The 17691-nt window shown below is 44.0% G+C and carries 19 protein-coding genes; 3 read left to right on the forward strand and 16 right to left on the reverse strand.

What is annotated here, in order from left to right:
• Positions 1–17: 17 nt before the first annotated feature.
• Together MAR181_RS16160 and MAR181_RS16165 are read right to left on the reverse strand one after the other, a co-directional pair.
• Positions 18–782 (reverse strand): class I SAM-dependent methyltransferase, encoded by a 765-nt coding sequence (locus MAR181_RS16160; RefSeq protein WP_013797677.1) that lies wholly within the window; start codon positions 780–782, stop codon positions 18–20.
• A 390-nt stretch (positions 783–1172) separates the two neighbouring features.
• On the reverse strand, positions 1173–1850 hold the full coding sequence (locus MAR181_RS16165) for a zinc metallopeptidase (protein ID WP_013797678.1): 678 nt from the start codon (positions 1848–1850) through the stop codon (positions 1173–1175).
• A 95-nt stretch (positions 1851–1945) separates the two neighbouring features.
• Here MAR181_RS16165 and MAR181_RS16170 point away from each other — a divergent pair, with 95 nt between their 5' ends.
• The gene (locus MAR181_RS16170; protein ID WP_013797679.1) at positions 1946–2533 is read left to right on the forward strand and encodes a DNA-J related domain-containing protein; all 588 of its coding nucleotides are present in this window, start codon (positions 1946–1948) and stop codon (positions 2531–2533) included.
• Positions 2534–2660: 127 nt separating this feature from the next.
• On the forward strand, positions 2661–3806 hold the full coding sequence (mltA, locus tag MAR181_RS16175; RefSeq protein ID WP_013797680.1) for a murein transglycosylase A: 1146 nt from the start codon (positions 2661–2663) through the stop codon (positions 3804–3806).
• Positions 3807–3897: 91 nt separating this feature from the next.
• Here the strand turns inward: mltA and MAR181_RS16180 are convergent, their stop codons facing one another.
• From MAR181_RS16180 to MAR181_RS16220, 9 genes are all read right to left on the reverse strand, one after another.
• Positions 3898–4770: an energy transducer TonB gene (locus MAR181_RS16180; protein WP_013797681.1), complete on the reverse strand. Its 873-nt coding sequence runs from the start codon at positions 4768–4770 to the stop codon at positions 3898–3900.
• A complete protein-coding gene (locus MAR181_RS16185) occupies positions 4767–5198 on the reverse strand; it encodes an ExbD/TolR family protein (RefSeq protein ID WP_013797682.1) in 432 nt (143 codons plus the stop codon). The genes MAR181_RS16180 and MAR181_RS16185 overlap by 4 nt, the downstream gene beginning before the upstream one ends.
• Entirely contained in the window at positions 5195–5623 is a 429-nt protein-coding gene (locus tag MAR181_RS16190) for an ExbD/TolR family protein (protein ID WP_013797683.1), read from the reverse strand. Before MAR181_RS16190 ends, MAR181_RS16185 begins: the two co-directional genes overlap by 4 nt.
• A complete protein-coding gene (locus tag MAR181_RS16195) occupies positions 5613–6290 on the reverse strand; it encodes a MotA/TolQ/ExbB proton channel family protein (RefSeq protein WP_013797684.1) in 678 nt (225 codons plus the stop codon). Before MAR181_RS16195 ends, MAR181_RS16190 begins: the two co-directional genes overlap by 11 nt.
• 166 nt (positions 6291–6456) lie before the next feature.
• The gene (locus tag MAR181_RS16200) at positions 6457–7200 is read right to left on the reverse strand and encodes an amino acid ABC transporter ATP-binding protein (RefSeq protein WP_013797685.1); all 744 of its coding nucleotides are present in this window, start codon (positions 7198–7200) and stop codon (positions 6457–6459) included.
• Between the two features lie 12 nt (positions 7201–7212).
• Positions 7213–8331, reverse strand: a complete 1119-nt coding sequence (locus MAR181_RS16205) for an amino acid ABC transporter permease (protein WP_013797686.1) — start codon at positions 8329–8331, stop codon at positions 7213–7215.
• Between the two features lies 1 nt (position 8332).
• On the reverse strand, positions 8333–9466 hold the full coding sequence (locus MAR181_RS16210) for an ABC transporter permease subunit (RefSeq protein WP_013797687.1): 1134 nt from the start codon (positions 9464–9466) through the stop codon (positions 8333–8335).
• An 84-nt stretch (positions 9467–9550) separates the two neighbouring features.
• On the reverse strand, positions 9551–10570 hold the full coding sequence (locus MAR181_RS16215) for an amino acid ABC transporter substrate-binding protein (RefSeq protein ID WP_013797688.1): 1020 nt from the start codon (positions 10568–10570) through the stop codon (positions 9551–9553).
• Positions 10571–10818: 248 nt separating this feature from the next.
• Complete coding sequence (locus tag MAR181_RS16220) at positions 10819–11490, reverse strand: GntR family transcriptional regulator (protein WP_013797689.1); 672 nt, start codon at positions 11488–11490, stop codon at positions 10819–10821.
• A gap of 158 nt (positions 11491–11648) precedes the next feature.
• Here MAR181_RS16220 and iadA point away from each other — a divergent pair, with 158 nt between their 5' ends.
• Positions 11649–12830: a beta-aspartyl-peptidase gene (gene iadA, locus MAR181_RS16225; protein WP_013797690.1), complete on the forward strand. Its 1182-nt coding sequence runs from the start codon at positions 11649–11651 to the stop codon at positions 12828–12830.
• A 62-nt stretch (positions 12831–12892) separates the two neighbouring features.
• On the opposite strand, the gene MAR181_RS16230 is transcribed toward iadA, so the two are convergent.
• The 5 genes from MAR181_RS16230 to MAR181_RS16250 all read right to left on the reverse strand — a co-directional run bounded on the left by MAR181_RS16230 (position 12893) and on the right by MAR181_RS16250 (position 17655).
• On the reverse strand, positions 12893–13096 hold the full coding sequence (locus MAR181_RS16230) for a hypothetical protein (protein WP_013797691.1): 204 nt from the start codon (positions 13094–13096) through the stop codon (positions 12893–12895).
• A gap of 248 nt (positions 13097–13344) precedes the next feature.
• Positions 13345–13926 (reverse strand): LysE family translocator, encoded by a 582-nt coding sequence (locus MAR181_RS16235; protein ID WP_013797692.1) that lies wholly within the window; start codon positions 13924–13926, stop codon positions 13345–13347.
• Positions 13927–13991: 65 nt separating this feature from the next.
• Complete coding sequence (locus MAR181_RS16240) at positions 13992–14837, reverse strand: AraC family transcriptional regulator (RefSeq protein WP_013797693.1); 846 nt, start codon at positions 14835–14837, stop codon at positions 13992–13994.
• Positions 14838–14940: 103 nt separating this feature from the next.
• A complete protein-coding gene (locus MAR181_RS16245; protein ID WP_013797694.1) occupies positions 14941–16263 on the reverse strand; it encodes an MATE family efflux transporter in 1323 nt (440 codons plus the stop codon).
• A 153-nt stretch (positions 16264–16416) separates the two neighbouring features.
• Entirely contained in the window at positions 16417–17655 is a 1239-nt protein-coding gene (locus MAR181_RS16250; protein WP_013797695.1) for a multidrug effflux MFS transporter, read from the reverse strand.
• Between the last annotated feature and the right edge of the window lie 36 nt (positions 17656–17691).

The raw sequence follows: 17691 nt of genomic DNA on the forward strand, positions 1-17691 counted from the left end.
TCTGATCCCCGATCTTGTTATGAATTTTGTGCATCGGTCTTCCTTGCGATGTACACACCGTAGCTAAAATACGCTTTGTATTTTTCATACAGTGCCATTTCATGGCGCTCTGCCTCAACGATGGCTTGGGCCTCTGCACTATCTCCATTGCGACTCAAAAAGGCATCAAAACTCTTGCGCATTGGGTCATAATAATGATCAAGCCAACAATGTTCTGGCAGAGCGAAGTATCCGATCGGTGTATAGCCGCTGTCTTCTAGTAACGCGATCTTTGCCGAGGCGGTATCTGTCTCTGGATATTCATTGTCCCAATAATCTTGAAGCGCCAATGGACGAGAGCTTGTAAGCCAAGTAATCTCTGAAACAACCAGCAGCCCGCCAGGCTTCAAATAGCGCTTCCAATCTGCGATCCCCTTTTCAAAACCAAGATTATAGATAGCCCCTTCAGACCAAATAACATCGAAAGTCTCATTCTCAAACGGAAGCTGTTCCATTGATGCGCAAAGAGGGTTGATTTTGTCTTCTACTCCCTCATCCCGAGCGCGAGCACTCAGAACATCGATAAAGTCCTGAAGGAAATCTACGGCCGTAATTTTTGCGTTCAAAAGACGAGCCAACGTCAATGTTGAGGCTCCAGTGCCACAACCAATATCGGCAATGTTTAATGGCGTATTTCTGTCTAATCCCGCCATACTAATCGCTTTTTCAGTCTCAGCATCACTACCGGGGCCTTGTCGATTAGCGTCTTTATGCATATCGATAAGTAATTTCAATTCATCCACAACTGCTTTCCTCTGGGTTGGTCGCCATTGACATAATGCGTGCTTATAGGACGACATAATGGAGGTCTATCATGTCTGACCATAGCATATTATAGAGTGGCTTAGTCTCTCACCAAAAAGCGTGTTGAAATCACTTACATTGAAGACCAAGGTGACACAGCCTCCCTTCACTTTGGTCGTATCTTTCCTAGGAAGGAGAAGGGAAAAATACGTTGACCCAAAGAGAATCAGAAAAACCAAAAACAACTTATACTGTCAAATAAAAAACAGTTTTAGATGTTATTGAATACCTGAAGCAATGCGTCTTTCAGTACTTAAATAAAACCTATTGGTGACTTTTGCCTCTCTTAGACAAAAGTCACCCGCTCAGTGAAACGCTAACCAAAGCAGCTAACGCTTAAACCAGCGCCAGACAAAAAGAATGCGCATCAACGCGGCGGCAACATAGGTCATCGCGCAGGCGGTTAAAATACGTTTTACCTTGGGCAAATCCTGCTGCGGGATATAATTTCCCTGCGTTAGGATAGGCAAAGCTTTTTTAAAACTGGCGTCCCACTCTTCCGGCAAAATAGCAACCTGTACAAACACAGCTAACAATCCAGACAAGCCAACCACAGCAGCATGCAAAGGCACAGCATAAGGCAAATGTAATATGGCCGAGATCACTGGCCAGCCCACTAACAAACCTGCCGTTAGACGATGAATACCGTGTGCTAGCGGTAAATACCGTGAACTCAAACGCGAAATTGGCTGCTGGGTTTCATGAGCAATGGCATGCCCCACTTCATGAGCCGCCACTGCCACCGCCGTCAGTGAACGCCCGGCTAGCACACTGGGACTCAAACGCACCCTGTGTTGTACGAAATCAAAATGATCCTGCCCCTCTTTTGCGGCTTCGACTTTGACCTCATTGAGCTCAAAGCGCTTCACCAGATGATTGGCAAATTCCCCCCCTGTACCAGGAAGATCGGCTCGGTTCTTAGCGTAACGTTTTAAGGTATATTTCACCCAAAGGTTTGGACCAAATATCAGCCCTAATGCTAACGCCCCCACCAACACCCACAACATAATGTCACCTTTTTTCGTTATCTTCTCGAGCCAAATTTGGCTCTTTTTCTAATCATCACATACACTGTATGTCATTATTACTGGGAAAATGGATTATGAAAAACCCTCTCATTGCGCCCATACTGGCAATCTTAAAAAACCACCCAAATGGTACCAGTGAGTTTGACATACTCAAGTCTCTGCAACAGCAACTCCCTGAATTCAATCAACTGGCTGAGGACAATAATCTACAGCTGTTTCGCCAACACTTTCTTATTATGAACGCCCTTTACCAACTTCAAAGCCAACTTTGGCAAGAAGAAAACCTCATGCTCAGCATTCAAGCCACGCGCATTCACTTGTTAAATAATGAGCAAACCTCTGTGTCGGAGAACACCTATGTTAATAATAGTCCGGATGCCAAACTGGCCGCTTATTATTTGGATTGGAATGAATACGAACAAACGGATGTTGATGATGTTAGGCGTTTACTGGACAGTTTTTACAAGGGCATTTGCCTCACTGGCGACCGACAATCAGCATTGCAAACACTCCAACTCACCATAGACAATCCCAGCAAGTCAGAGATAAAACAACAATATCGAAAACTCGCACAACAACATCACCCAGACCGAGGCGGAGATCAAGAGATCTTTATTAGTCTACGAGAAGCCTATGAACAGCTCATGCTAAAAGTCGGTTAGCAAAGTGTAAAAAGCCATCCAAAACATTGCTTTCACAGGCATAAGTACTCAAGATGAACATGCGCTGTCATTCGCGGTCAAAGATTGAATGAACAACTTCTTTTTGTTAAAACGAGTTTTATTTTTTATGTCCTTTGCTACTTTTTTGATTCGCTCTCGTCCTACCTTACGCCCACTTTATTTCACAACTTTTGCCCTACTCGCCGCATGCAGTTATAACGAAATTGATCAATCCAATGACTTTGAAAATAATGGTCGTGACAGTAGCGCATTGAAGCGCAACAGCCTCTACTTAAAAGAAAGTCTACCGCCTGGATTACCTTACCCAGATAAAACGTTTCGTGACGGTTTAGCGCAACAGACCGCTTATCTAAATCGTTTATCAGATCGCCAATATCAACTCGAAAACACACAGGTCAGTTTAGCGGATTTGAAACACGTGTCCTATGAGCTGTCTTTGTGGCTCGACAACCCTAAGTACAGCCCGCATATAGTCGCACATCAATTGGCCGGACAGGACCAACGAGGTAATGTGCAGATTACCGGTTACTACGTTCCCATCATGCCGGTGAAACACTTTCCTGACGAAGAATTCCGCTTTCCGCTTTACCGTAAACCAACACAAAAAAATGCCGAAGGGGGTTACCCATCTCGGGAGGAAATTGACTTCGAAAACGCTTTAGCAGGACAAGATTTAGAGATCGCTTACACGGCCAGTTTAGTCGATAATTTCTTTTTGCACGTTCAAGGCTCTGGCGTCATTGAATATGAAGACGGTGAACAGCGTTTATTGTCTTGGGGCGGCGTCAATGGTCACCCTTATCGAAGTATCGGCAAAGAGCTGATTGAGCGAGATGAAATTGATCGTGCGGACATCTCTGCACAAAGTATTCGCCAATGGTTAAAGGATCACCCTGATCGTATGCGCGAAATACTGTCCACCAATCCAAGCTACCTCTTCTTTAGTGAAGGCCAAACAAAACCGGTTGGTGCCGCCAACGTGCCACTCACGCCTTTGTATTCTGCGGCAGTCGATCCAAGCGTCATCCCACTAGGTTCCATTTTATTAGCGCAAGTGCCTAAGTTGGATCAAAGCGGTGAATTGATAGGTCATGAATTTCGCTTACTATTGGCGCAAGACAAAGGCGGCGCAATTAAAGGCGCTGGCCACATAGATTGGTATCAAGGTATTGGAGAAGAAGCTCATCGCTTGGCTGGCCAACTCAAACACTTTGGTAAAGTATGGTTATTATTGCCTGCGTCAAATAAATAGCCACAATATAAAGCCACTAAAAAATAAAGCCATTAAAAATGCCGCAGCGGATAACCGTTGCGGCATTTTCATTTACCCTTTGTCAGCACACTTACCTTAAGTCACTCAATTTGAAGGATACTGGAATGTTAATTCTCAATTCCGCCTCCTGCATATCCTTCGAGAATTTTGGCAAAGGCGTCGCCTTTCGAATCATCTTGATCACGGCTTTGTCCAAGCGCTTATAGCCTGAGCTTTTGGTGATCTTCACATCAGAGACCGAACCGTCGGCATAAGCAATAAAGGATAAAGACACCACCCCTTCTTCATTACGTCGACGCGATTGTCTTGGGTATCGCTTACTCTTCGCCAAGACCGCTTTAAGTTTGGAGAAGTAAGTCGCTTTTGCACCTGGGTTGCCACCTGTCGTCACCGCATTACTGCTGCCGGTTGTGGCCTTCATGTTGGCCATAGAAGGTGGGGCGACTTTTTTCGGTGTCGCTTTCACCACTTTCTGAACAGGTTTTGGCTCTGGTTTTGGTTCTGGTTTTGGCTCTGGTTTTGGCTCTGGCTCTGGTTTTGGTTTTGGTTTTGGTTTAACCTTTTTCACTTCAATTGGAGACGCTTGCTTTACCTCAACCGGCTTTGGCTCAACAATCGGTTCGGGCTCAACGATCGGTTCGGGCTCAATAATCGGTTCAGGCTCTATAACAGGTTCGGGGGCCGGTTCAACTTCTGGTTCTGGCTCTGGTTCAACTTCGGGTTCTTCAATCGGCTCTTCAACTTCCTTAACCTCTTCTTGAGCGAGCGTCGTTTGTGCCGCAACCCCCAAGTCTCCCATCATGCCCAAATCAAACTCGATACCTTGGACACCCGCCGCTTGGCTTCCTTCAGAGTCGTGACTGTAGAAGGCAAAGTAAAACGCACCAGCGTGAACCGAAATAGCCAAACCGCCCGCCACAAACCAATGACGTGCAGAGATCATTGTGTTCCTCGCTCTAACTGAGTCGCTAAACTCACTTTAGTGAGTCCAGCTTGCCGAACTTGATCAAACACAGGTCGCAGTTTTTCTAGAGGGATATTGCCATCGGCTTTGATTTGCACCCAAAACCCATCTTTGTCTTGTGACGATGCAAACTCACGCTCCAGATAGTCTTTCACATCCTCTATCTGAAATACCTCATCTTCCACATACAGCTCATTATTTAGGCCCACAAAGATCGCTACACTGGGGTCTGTTTCAGCACGATTATCATTTATAGATTCAGGAGGAATGACAGCAATCGGATCCGCTTTCTGAATTTGCCCTGCCACCATGAAAAAAACCAACATAAGGAAAACCACATTGATCAAGGGCACCATATTGTCGTCATTTGAGGCATTTCGAGCGGCGTATTTTTCCCCTATTTTCATTCTGAGGGTGTCTCCGGCATAGCAAACGCATTGGCAATGGAAACCGTATTAGCGCCGTTCTCTTTCAGGCGGTCAGCCAGTTTCATTAGGGATTGCAAGGTCACGCCGTCTTCTGCCTTTATAATGAAAACCCCATCGTTGTTTTCTTCTACTAAAGACTGAAAAGCAGCTCTGTCAGATAAACTAACAGCTCGATCCGTTAACCAAACTTGGTTGTCATTGAGTTTAAGCGTCAGAATAAGGTTCTCACTTTCACTCTCAGACTTTGGCGCGTCGGAGGCCACAGATAAAGGTGTGTCCACAATGCGCCAAGGCACAAAACTGGACGTCAACATGAAGAACAAAAGCAAGATAAACACCACATCGATTAATGGTGTTAGGCTGATGGCATTCTTGCGCTTTGGCTGAGTCAGCTTAAGCGGCATGAAGCATCTCTTTCTCAGCCTCTTCCACTAACTCTTTTGCCTTTGGGCTAGTAAAAACCTGAGTCACAGCATCGTTCATGTTGTGAGCAATACGTTCTACTTTTCGCTCCAACCAACTGTGTAAAACCACAACTGGAATCGCGACCGCCAAACCAACCGCCGTGGTCAAAAGTGCCTGCCAAATACCACCAGATAACACAGAGGGATCAACTTGATTTCCTGCACCTTCCATTTGCTGGAACGCGGTAATCATACCCAATACTGTACCAAGCAAACCTAACAGTGGACTCAGCGTCGCAATGATTTCCAAAGGTCGTAAGAAAGTGCGTAATTGATTCAGCAGATTCATGGCGCGACGTTCTACTTCTTCACGGATCAGATCCGCCGTCATTGAACCATTGACCAAGGCTTCCATTGAATAAGCCACTAGGCTGTCAATCGGACGCTTTGGCTGCAATTTTTCTAACGCTTTTTCAACATTATTGTTGCGCCATTCAGCCAGCGCAAAGTTGGTTGTTTTTAAACTTTCAGCACGCAAAGAAGAAAATTGCCAAAGCTTAAGCAACACGATCGTAAGCGCGACGACAGAAAACACCATCAAAATCCAAACAACAGGTCCACCGACCTGTAAGAAATCAACTATTTTCTGCTGAACTGCATCTTCCACAATACTCTCCAAGTGAGTAAAAACATGATTTCAAATGGTATTCATTCTCAACCACATTTTCAATAGCTGAATTGTGGAAACGACGCAATATAGTAATCAGATATTACATAAATAAAGGGTTTTACTTGCGTATCACTCTAAATCCATTAAATGACACGATCTGATTTCAATGAGCCAGTATTTGGTCTAGGAAAATTTTGGCTCGCTCCGTTTTCGGCCTCACAAAAAACTCTTCTGGCGCAGAAATTTCAATCACACTGCCAGCTTCCATAAAGACAATGCGATCCGCGAACTCTTTGGCAAATCCCATTTCGTGAGTCACGCAGATCATTGTCATCCCGTCTTTAGACAATGAGCGCATAATTTCCAACACTTCAGAGATCATTTCAGGATCAAGTGCTGAGGTTGGCTCATCAAACAACATGATGTCTGGAGACATGGTCAACGCTCTTGCGATAGCAACACGCTGCTGCTGTCCTCCTGAAAGCTGTCCAGGATACTTCTGCTCTTGATCTCCAATTTTTACTTTATTAAGCAAATCACGCGCGATTTCATTCGCTTGCGGCACAGACATACCCAGCACATGACGTAAGCCAAAAGTACAGTTATCCAATACCGTCATATGAGGAAAAAGATTAAAATGCTGGAATACCATTCCCGTATGACGACGGATTTTTTCAATGTCTTTAACATGGTCGCTGATGGTAATATCGCAAATGGTGATATCGCCTTCATCATGTTGTTCTAGATTATTAAGACAACGAATCAAGGTGGACTTGCCCGAACCTGATGGCCCACAAATCACGATGGTTTCACCCTTGTCTACCGCCAAATCGATATCGCGTAGTGCATGATATTTATCGTACCATTTATTCACTTGATCCAGTTTTACTACAGTTTGTTCAGACATAATGCATTCCAATTAATGTTTTGTGCGTTTGATGCGTCGCTCTAGATGCGCACCGTACTGTGCAATAGAAAAACAAGCGATAAAGAAAAATGCCGAAATAATAATCGGACCTTCCGCATGAAGACCAAGCCATTCCGCATTATGAAAAGTCGCATTAATCGCGCCCATCACCTCTAATAATCCCAGAATCATCACCAAGGTGGTTTCTTTAAATAAGCCGATAAAGTTAGTGATTAGCGCCGGAACTGAGTTTCGTAATGCTTGCGGCATAACGACATAAGCCATGGTTTTCCAGTAGCCACACCCCATTGCATAAGACGCTTCAATTTGACCTTTTGGCACAGCTTGAATCGCACCACGAATAATTTCAGCTTTGTACACAGCCGAAACAAAAATCAGCACAAATAAGACACGGAATAAAACATCAATAGACATACCACTCGGCAAGAAAAGCTGTAAGACCAATGACGCCATAAAGAGGAAGGTAATCACAGGTACAGATCGAATAATTTCAATGTAACCTGTGCAAGCCCAACGTAAAATAGGCAACTGTGAACGCCTACCGAGTGCCAACAAAATGGCCACAGGCAACGACAAGCACATGGCAATAATGCCCAAGAAAAAGGTTAGTGTCAGACCGCCCAACGCACTGGTTGAAATGTCTTCAAAGATGAATCCACCTTTCAGTAATAACCAAAGCACAGCGGGCAAGGCAAGGATATAAACTACTATCCATTTTTGTGGAATTCGTTGACTAAACAGCAAAGGAAAGGCAAACAACCCAACCGCAAAAGCGGAATTTACTCGCCACCGCTCAGACTCTGGAAAAGGCCCATAGAGGTAGTAATCCATGTATTGTCGAATCGGAATCCAACACGCTGCATTTGGAGTGCAATCGGCTCGGCTTGTTCCGCTAAAGGTGGCTGAGAAAAACAACCAATCCAAAGCGGTTGGCAACGACATAGACAAGAGTGTTATAAGGGCTAACGTCACCACGCTGTCTAACCAAGTGTTAAACAAGTTACGCTTAACCCAAATCAGAATTCCTTTAAAACGAAAAGGCGTCGCTTGTTTCGCTCTCGCTTCAACAGGTTTGCCGGTTATTTTCTCGATGTTCATTTGATGGCTCATTTTAACGCCCTTTCAGCTGCATGGCTTTGTTGAAACGCCCCATAATGGCTGCCAGTATCAGATTCAAAAAACCATAACTCACCATGACAATCACAATGCATTCAATCGCTTGACCTGTGATGTTTAAACTACTGCCTCCCATGGTGCCCATGATGTCCATAAAACCAACCACTGAACCCAAAGCAGCCGCCTTTAAAACGTTAATATAAATCGATGTCATTGGTGGAATAATCGAATGGAGTGCTTGAGGAATAATCACCTTATTCATCACAATGTTATGTCTAACACCAAGCGCCAGTCCCGCTTCCATTTGCCCCTTTGATATCGCCAAAATACTGCCTCTAATAACCTCAGCTCCATGGGCGGCAGAGTAAGTACTTACAGCAATAATTAACATGATAAATTCAGGTGGAAGTGTCCAACCATATTTAAAGTTGAAACCAACTAGCTTAGGTAGGGTAAAACTCATGACAGGTGTAAAGACAAAGCTTACCAAGGCAGTCAACATGACCGTCATCAACAACACAGAAACTAAACATCGTCCTGTTGTCGAGACATGCTTTTTGACAAAAAAGAATAATCCAATCCATAGCGTAATGAGCATGAAAGAGGCCATCAGACCATAATTCCATTCCACACTAGGAACCGATAGTCCGCGATTCGAAAGAAACGATATATCACTAAAATTAAATGCCTGACGCACACTTGGCAGCATCAATGACAAGGTATACCAAACTGAAATATGCACCAGAATCGGCACGTTACGTACATATTCAACAAGACATAGGGACACTTTAGAGAGTAGAAAGTTATGTGACAAACGCATAATAGCCAAACACAACGCCAAGGCAGTCGTTAATAAGATAGCGATAACAGCAAACGCTACCGTATTAACCATGCCAGCCGCCCAAGCAATTAAGTGAGTGGAGGTTTTCGGGTCAAAATGAATCAAGCTGTAGCTGATATCATAACCCGCGCGTTGAAAAAGAAAATCAAAGCCACTCGTCAGACCTGCGTCGCGCATATTGGTCGCGGCATTCAGAGCAAAGTAGGTTATTCCAAAACAAATGACCGCGAAGAAAACAAGCTGAATAAGAGTGTCTCGAACTTTGCGGTTATATAAAAAAGAATGCATAAACAACTGCCATCATTGAACCTTACAGAGGTTAATCATACTAAAAAGCCAGTTTGTCTTAAGACAAACTGGCTCAAACCATCATTAACGGAACGGATAGGCGTATAACAAACCACCTTTGGTATAAAGGTTGTTTAAGCCACGATCAAAGTTAAGCGTGGAACCTTTGCCTAAATTACGTTCAAAGATCTCACCGTAATTACCTACCGCTTTAATTGCGTTGTAAGCCCACTTATTATCCAAACCAAAGTTCTCACCCAAACTTCCTTCTGTACCAAGTAGGCGCATCACAGCAGGTTTACTGTCCGTAAGTTTGCTGTCTACATTTCCCTGAGTGATGCCCATTTCTTCTGCCTCAATCAATGCCATTGCCGTCCAAGTTACCACTTGGCGCCACGCGTCATTGCCTTGTTTAACATATGCTCCAAGTGGCTCCTTAGAAATACGCTCGGGTAGAATAATGTTAGCCGATGGGTCTGGCATTCCTTGACGATTCGCCGCTAGTGCAGAGGCATCGTTGGTAACAGCATCACAACGATTTGCCAAATACGCAGCGTTTGATTCGGCACTGCCTTCAACAATAAGAGCGCTATAGCTCAAATTGTGAGATTCAAAATAATCATTAATATTCTTTTCACTGGTGGTACCAGGATAAGTACAAATTGTGGCGCCATCTAACTCTTCTATTGAATTCACGCCCAATTCTTTTTTAACCATCAAAGCTTGGCCGTCATAGAACCAAGGTATGGTGACATCAACACCATTTAAGCCATCACGTGTTGCAGTAAAAGTGGTTGAGCGAGCCAACATATCAATTTCATCTGTAACAAGGGCAGTTAAACGATTTCGAGAATTCATGGTAATAAATTCAACTTTTGAAGCATCACCAAATACCGCTGCAGCCACCGCCTTACAAAGCTCCGCGTCTAAACCTGTCCAGTTTCCTTTCGTATCAGGTGTTGCAAAACCCGCTTTACCTGGATGGATACCACACTTCATAACACCACGAGCTTTGACTTCTTCGAGCTTGTCCGCTGCATAAACAGAAGCACTTGCGGATAAAACGCCAGCACCAATGATGGCCGTCGCAATTAGTTTTTTCATTGTTGTAATCCTATGTTGAGTTCCGATGTGACAAGAAGAGAATACTTTGGATACATATATTCAGTCAAGAACGATAAAATGGATACATAAAATCAAATACATGTTTACTATTGAACACATATAATTGATTTGAACAATATCAAAAAGAAAAGTCTGCACACGACAAAACAGTATATGGCATTACCTTTTTAGGAATATTTTCCCTAAAAAGGTAATTGAGAAGGCGAAGTATGCTTGTTCTGGAAGGTTTACAGTGAGGGGGTTTGACGGCGCTTTAATTGCTGTGATTTCAGCTGTTCGGCCAGTGAATAAGCGCTCATCATGATGTGACTCTCTAACGCATAGCAAGCACCTTCGATATCTTGACGTTCACAACGGTCAATCAATTCATCATGCTCACGCAATGAACGCGGCGTATTACGGTGACTTAAAATAAAAGACTTTAAACGCGCGTAATGACGATGATGCAGATCCTTGATGACATTTTGCATCAAAGGACGATTCGCTGGTTTATACAGAATTTCATGAAACCTATAGTTCAATGGCGTCCACTCTTCTGGCGCACATTTTTTCAGTTTTTCATTGATTTCACGAGCTTTTTCTATGTCTTCCACTCCCATCAAAGGAATAGACAATTCCAATAATTTAACCTCAATAAGCGCTCTCAGCTCACATTTTTCGAGAAAACTTTCGGGAGAAATCGTGGTCACGGTTGCTCTTCCAGTATCACGGATTTCGACTAACTCTTCTCCCGCCAATATCTGTAAAGCTTCACGGACTGGCGTTCGACTTACTTGATATGAACTCGCAATATCCACTTGAGAAAGCGCCATTCCCTCAGGATATGTTCCATCTAAAATTTTAGCTCGTATGTCTTCCGTCACAGACAACACTGCTTTTTGTTTATTATTTTCGCTCATGAAAGCCTATCTAATTGAGATTAATGCGTTTTCTGAATAAAACCGCACAAAATATAAGCAGCATTTTAGCATAGAGTCACTCTGTCTGCGAATATATACGATTGAAACTTGATTAATGTACTCACTTAATATAAAAATGCATTAAAAATGTATCCATTATGGCTTTATATATGTTCACTCTCGTCAAAAATGCAAATGTATATGCTCCTGAAGCACTTGGTATCAAAGATATTTTGATTGCCGCCGGCAAAATCTTACAAATCGAAAATACCATTGATTCTTCAAACATGACTGACATCAACATCCTAGACGCAAAAGGAAAAACATTGATTCCAGGTTTTGTCGATGGTCATGTTCATTTAATTGGAGGAGGCGGCGAAGGCGGTTATCACACACGGACACCAGAAGTACGACTAAGCCATTTAACGCTATCAGGCATCACGACGGTTGTCGGGTTACTTGGTACTGATTGCTCTACCAGACATAACGATAGCCTGTATGCCAAAGCGAAAGCACTAACCACAGAAGGGGTAAGTGCTTATATGTTTACTGGTGGCTATAAAGTCCCCTCGGAAACCATAACCCAATCCATTCAACGGGACATTGTCTTTATTGATCGCGTTATAGGTTTGAAAACGGCTGTTTCGGATCATAGGTCATCACAACCTCAAACCGAAGAGCTGTCACGAATGGCTTCTGAAGCCCGAGTTGCGGGTTTAATTTCGGGAAAATGCGGCCGCGTTGTTGCTCATCTGGGTAATTCAACCACAGGCTTTGAACCACTACTCAATGTCATAAAGCATTCAGATATTCCCATCTCTCAATTCATCCCAACCCATGTAAACAGAACGGAACTTTTGGCCGACCAAGGTATGGATTGGCTTAAACTCGGCGGTTATGTTGATTTAACCGCAGGCATTAACCCTGACAAAGGCGCAAGAGGGAGTGTTAAAGCGTCAACATTCCTCGCCAGATGTAAATCTAACAAGATTGATACCAGTAAAGTTTGCATCAGCTCGGATGGTAATGGCTCTGTGCCAGTCTTCAACGAAAAGCGCGAGCTTATTGGTTTGAAAGTAGCTGGATTTGGCTCTTTACTGTATCAACTAAAAGAAATGATTCAAGTTGAAAAAATGTCGATCTCCGAGGCTATTATTCCTTTCACACAAGCACCCGCACAGTGTCTAGGATTAGCCAGTAACAAAGGGGAAATCGCATTAGGAAAAGACGCAGACTTCTTGATCCTAGACGATAACCTCGACTTAAGGCATACCTTTGCTAAAGGCGTTTGCCACGTCAAAGATGGTATCGCTCAAATCAAAGGGACATTTGAGGACTAAACACAAAGACGCCTTGTGCTTTTTAAAGAGCAAGGGGGCACCGACTCCCCCTCAGCCCAGCTCTATTTTGTGGCCACTAGCTTAGTTGCAGCCATCAATTCTTTCGCCAGGGTGAACACATTCCCTTTGCGCACTTCTAGTTCAAAGTCGTCTTGCAAAATGCCCATGTCTTTGCGTAACTCATGGGATAAAGAAGCCAGTTTTCTACGCGACCCATAACGCTGAAAACACAATGAAACCTGCTGTATTAATGCAATAAAAATCATATCAACGCCCTCACCAAATTAACGATCTGAAGGTTAATCATAGAGGTCTTAGCCGGCTCTCTGTAGAGGCAGGTAGACACTTTCTAGAACATACAGAAGACCATACAGAACATCTGTATGGATACTTTTAAATCATCCTGTATGGTCACCAAGGCGTTATTCAACAAGTTATACGGCATAACAAGCTTTCTCATACCTCCTTTCATCATCTGCCAGCATAAATGGCAAAAAACAAAAGCTCGCTGTCATTAAGCAAATACAAACCGATAAGCAACATAGAAGAGTAACAGTGACATCAAGCGGTTCACCCACGCCATCACCTTAGAATTCATCGCAACACTTTTTAATTGAGACCCAGCGAATAGATACACACTTGGCGCCCCGCAGGCCATCGCAGCAAGAATCAAAGACCATATGGCAATGTCCATTCCGCTAATCTCATATCGCGGATACTGTACCGTCACAATGGGCACGATCGCCACCAAGGCTTTTGGGTTACAAAGCTGTAAGATCAGGCCGGTTTTAAAGTCAATCATGGACGCTTCTGTTACGGTGGTTTTCGAGTGAAAACTGGCTTGCATGATTTTCACGCCCAGATAAGCAATATACAGCCCGCCCAAGGTCGCAATAATCGACTGATAACCTTCCGGTATGATTTCACCGCCAAGATAGCCAAGCAGAAGAAACAGAATCAACATCGCCAGACCAACACCAATACAGTAACCAAACGCTCGCCAGCCTTGCCCGTTAACGCCAGCTAAAAGTGCAAGGGTATTCGCTGGGCCCGGGCTGTACATGACCCCAAAGGCGTAGACGATTATTTCAAGCATAGAAAAACCTCAAAAGATAATTTGATAAAGATTAAAAAAAATGAATCAGTGAGTGCGCAATTTCGCTAGGTTCGTAACAAGGTGCGCCTAAATTGATGAGGAGTGACACCAAACATGGGTTTAAAGCGTCGATTAAAATAACTCACATCCGTGAAGCCAAAGGTCAGCGCGACATCCGTCAATGACATGCCCATTGAAAGAGCTTCTTTGGCGCGGTTGATACGATAATTTTGCCAATATTGATGCGGTGTCATACCGAAATAGTCACGAAAGCAACGTAACAAGTGATACTTAGACATGTGTGCGACTTGGCTTAACGCGTCGAGAGAAACCTCGTCACTGACATGCGCATGTAAATAGTCTCTGACTCGTTCGAATACAGGGTCTTTTTTCGCGCGACGTTTGGACTTACCTAGACGAACAGAGCGCTGAATGCCCTTTTGGTGAGCTAAATATTCAGCAAATTCAAATAAAGCTGACGAGTATTCCATGGCAGATGACGTGTTGCTCTCAACCAAGGCCGCCAAACGCAAGATATGCGTTTTGAGCTCTAGGTCATTTTGTACTGTTTGTTCAATACGGAAATCTTGAGCTCGGCGAACGCCAGCACTCTCAAGCATAGGACTTAATTGATCAGGGTGGACATATAACATTTTATAATGAAGGGTGTCGTCGGTACCGGAATGACCGTCGTGAGCATCCTCTGGGTTGAACACAATCACATTGCCAGAATAGCTTTTGTGGTGTTCTCCCAAGGCATAAAAGTCTTGTCTGCCCGACAAGGTAACACCAAACGAAAACTCTTCGTGGGCGTGAGTTCCATAGCAAAAGTCATTCATTGACGCTTCGAGCAACATCACTTCATCAAAGGTGGCGCTTTTCACAAACTGAAAACAATTTTCTGCCGACATCACAACCCTCTCACGCGTCTCTTAACCACTTCAATCAGAATAGAATATCCAGTTTGAAGATAAAAAGATTGGACGATATTGCGCAATCAGCACAAATAAACGCCTAATTTGATGCGCCAGATTCCACCTTTGCTAATGCCTGCAAATACATTCTCCAAGCACACATACCAGCTAATAGGTTACCAACCAATACGCCAATGAACAGGCCTTTTAGCCCTGCCAGCTCAGCACCGAGCCATAAACAAGGCAAAAAGAAAGCAAATAGCCGCAAGGCAGAAATGGTTAACGCCACATAGGATTTACCCAACGCATTACAGACAGACACCATCAACATGCAAACACCCAAAGCACCTAGGCTGACCGGGACGATGAGTAAATGCCAAGTTAAAATGTCCGACACAGCCTGTTCACTGGTCATAAGACGAGCCAAAGGCCCTGCTAATAAGAAGGTCAGTAACGCCACACCTAATTGAAACAGCAAAATATACCGAATCGCTATCGAAACCACAGAGCGGATGTCTTGAATCCGATTGGCCCCCAATAAGCGACCAACCATAGGTGGCATCGACATGGTTAATGCTAAAACAGAAACAATGGTAAAGAACTCAAACCTCGACCCTAACGCCCAAGAGGCTACCGCCGCAGTACCAAAGCTAGCAATCAGCTTGGTGGCCATCATGGAGGACACTGGTGGTAATAACTGACTGATCATAGCAGGCCCCATAATATGACCAATCGACGCTAAGCTTTTACCAACATTCAAATTCCTCCAATCAAAACTTACCCAGCGTTTAGCCGACACTTGAGGCGCAACCACCAACGCCCCCACCAAACCAAATGCCACGGTTGTGGCTAACGCCGCACCGTTAAGACCAAGATCAAGAGTAAAAATAAAGATAGGATCCAACACCAAATTCAACACACTGGTTACTATCATCATGATGCCTGGCAAAATCGTATTGCCATTGGCTCGGCTAATGCTGTAAAAAAAGTACAATAAAGCACCAACCCAAGCGCTTAATAACCAATACGGCCAATAATCGTCCACCGTACCATAGACAGTATCCGGTGCACTTAATAACGCTAAAATTGGCCCTCGCATCAGCCAAATGAGCACACTAAAGACGGCAATACCAAGGCTACCAATCATTAGCACCAAGCCGCCCAGTTGCTTCGCATACTGAATATTTTGAGCACCCAACGCCCGAGCAATCATCGCTGTCGTGGCAATGCCCAGCCCCACTTGCAATCCGATGACCAACATTTGAATCGGCAAGGTAAAACCTTGAACTGCCAGAGGTACAACACCTAACTGGCCAATGAAGGCACTGTCCACCAGCTGAAAACTCATCAAAGACAAGATCCCAAACAACATGGGCCAAGTCATATTAAATAATTCACGTGCAAGAGAAGGAGAGGAAGTCATAAAGTGGCAAAGTATCTCTAAAAAAGAATGTTAAACTTCCCTATTGTAACGCGAATAGCGTGACAGTTTTACCTGTTACATTGAGACAATAATCCATCACCATAAAAAGGCGTTAATGGACCATTTACGCTGCCTTTAAACTAAAGCAGACACTCACCCTCTTTTCAGGGAAGAAAAGCGTCCTGCCAATAACATTAAAGCAACACTCATCACTGACAACATAAAAAAGCCCGTGGCAAAGGGTGTTAGAGTATTGTGATAGAACTGCCCAACCGATACGGCCAAGACAATCGCAATCATACTAGACAAAGATGAAATCAATGATGCCCCCAACCCAGCGGTTCGGCCTAATGGTTCCATCGCCATGGCATTCACATTACCGAACACCATACCAAAACAAGAAAACATCAGCATACAAATGGCCATAAACCAGAAAAAAGGCGGTACGCCATCATAATTCAGCACCAAGATAGACAACACAAAAGACAGGCAAACCATCACGCTTAACGCAAAATAAACGCAAACCTTCATCCCCACTCTCAGCACAATTTTGCCGTTGAAAAAGTTCATCACGCTAGAGCCAATGACCATCATAGCGAAATACAGAGGAAAATCCTCTCCCACCAAATAAATGTCTTGAAAAATTGACTGGGCGGTACTGATATACAACATTAACCCGCCAAACACGCAGCCTAACAAAGCCGTGTATGCCATGACCTCTTTACGACTCAAAATGTCTTTTGCATCCGACATCAAACTGGACCACTGCAATGGAATACGACGCTCTTTCGGTAACGTTTCCGGTTGCCGCCAACAGAACCAAGCAAGCGCTAACAAAGACTGAATCAACAACATGGCAAAAATCCATCGCCAGTTGCCCAATTGCATCACCAACTGACCAATTGCCGGAGCCAGCAAAGGCACTAACAAAAAGACCATCATGATAAAAGACATGATGCGCGCCATGGCAGCCCCCTTGTACAAATCACGAATCAGCGCCCGGGATACTATTTTTGGCGCTGACACCCCAAACCCTTGGATCAAACGCCCAGCCAATAACATTTCCAACGACGAAGAAAGCAATGCCACTAGGGTGCCGACAAGGTAAATCGCGATTCCTAACACAATACTATTTTTCCGCCCGAGAGCGTCTGACAAAGGGCCAAAAGTGATCTCACCAAACACCATGCCCAAAATCATCGCCGAAATAATCCATTGGGTATGCTGATAATTCTCGATCAATAAATCTTGTGAAATAAAGGAAAACGCCGGCAACATAGCGTCCATTGTCAGCGCAGTTAAAGACATCATCAAAGCAAATAAGGTAATAAACTCGGCTTCAGGCAGTTGTTTTATTGATGAATCTAACGCTATGGAATCTGAACTCGACATACTTTTCCTTAAAAAATGAAAACAATCTATCCATCA

The sequence above is a fragment of the Marinomonas posidonica IVIA-Po-181 genome, from assembly GCF_000214215.1.
GTDB lineage: Bacteria > Pseudomonadota > Gammaproteobacteria > Pseudomonadales > Marinomonadaceae > Marinomonas > Marinomonas posidonica.

Coding starts and splice junctions, on each gene's coding strand:
- MAR181_RS16210 (WP_013797687.1), bottom strand. CDS start 9,466: ATGCATTCTTTTTTATATAACCGCAAAGTTCGAGACACTCTTATTCAG.
- MAR181_RS16230 (WP_013797691.1), bottom strand. CDS start 13,096: ATGATTTTTATTGCATTAATACAGCAGGTTTCATTGTGTTTTCAGCGT.
- MAR181_RS16220 (WP_013797689.1), bottom strand. CDS start 11,490: ATGAGCGAAAATAATAAACAAAAAGCAGTGTTGTCTGTGACGGAAGAC.
- MAR181_RS16215 (WP_013797688.1), bottom strand. CDS start 10,570: ATGAAAAAACTAATTGCGACGGCCATCATTGGTGCTGGCGTTTTATCC.
- MAR181_RS16185 (WP_013797682.1), bottom strand. CDS start 5,198: ATGAAAATAGGGGAAAAATACGCCGCTCGAAATGCCTCAAATGACGAC.
- MAR181_RS16200 (WP_013797685.1), bottom strand. CDS start 7,200: ATGTCTGAACAAACTGTAGTAAAACTGGATCAAGTGAATAAATGGTAC.
- iadA (WP_013797690.1), top strand. CDS start 11,649: ATGGCTTTATATATGTTCACTCTCGTCAAAAATGCAAATGTATATGCT.
- MAR181_RS16235 (WP_013797692.1), bottom strand. CDS start 13,926: ATGCTTGAAATAATCGTCTACGCCTTTGGGGTCATGTACAGCCCGGGC.
- MAR181_RS16165 (WP_013797678.1), bottom strand. CDS start 1,850: ATGTTGTGGGTGTTGGTGGGGGCGTTAGCATTAGGGCTGATATTTGGT.
- MAR181_RS16205 (WP_013797686.1), bottom strand. CDS start 8,331: ATGAGCCATCAAATGAACATCGAGAAAATAACCGGCAAACCTGTTGAA.
- MAR181_RS16240 (WP_013797693.1), bottom strand. CDS start 14,837: ATGTCGGCAGAAAATTGTTTTCAGTTTGTGAAAAGCGCCACCTTTGAT.
- MAR181_RS16250 (WP_013797695.1), bottom strand. CDS start 17,655: ATGTCGAGTTCAGATTCCATAGCGTTAGATTCATCAATAAAACAACTG.
- MAR181_RS16245 (WP_013797694.1), bottom strand. CDS start 16,263: ATGACTTCCTCTCCTTCTCTTGCACGTGAATTATTTAATATGACTTGG.
- mltA (WP_013797680.1), top strand. CDS start 2,661: ATGTCCTTTGCTACTTTTTTGATTCGCTCTCGTCCTACCTTACGCCCA.
- MAR181_RS16180 (WP_013797681.1), bottom strand. CDS start 4,770: ATGATCTCTGCACGTCATTGGTTTGTGGCGGGCGGTTTGGCTATTTCG.
- MAR181_RS16190 (WP_013797683.1), bottom strand. CDS start 5,623: ATGCCGCTTAAGCTGACTCAGCCAAAGCGCAAGAATGCCATCAGCCTA.
- MAR181_RS16170 (WP_013797679.1), top strand. CDS start 1,946: ATGAAAAACCCTCTCATTGCGCCCATACTGGCAATCTTAAAAAACCAC.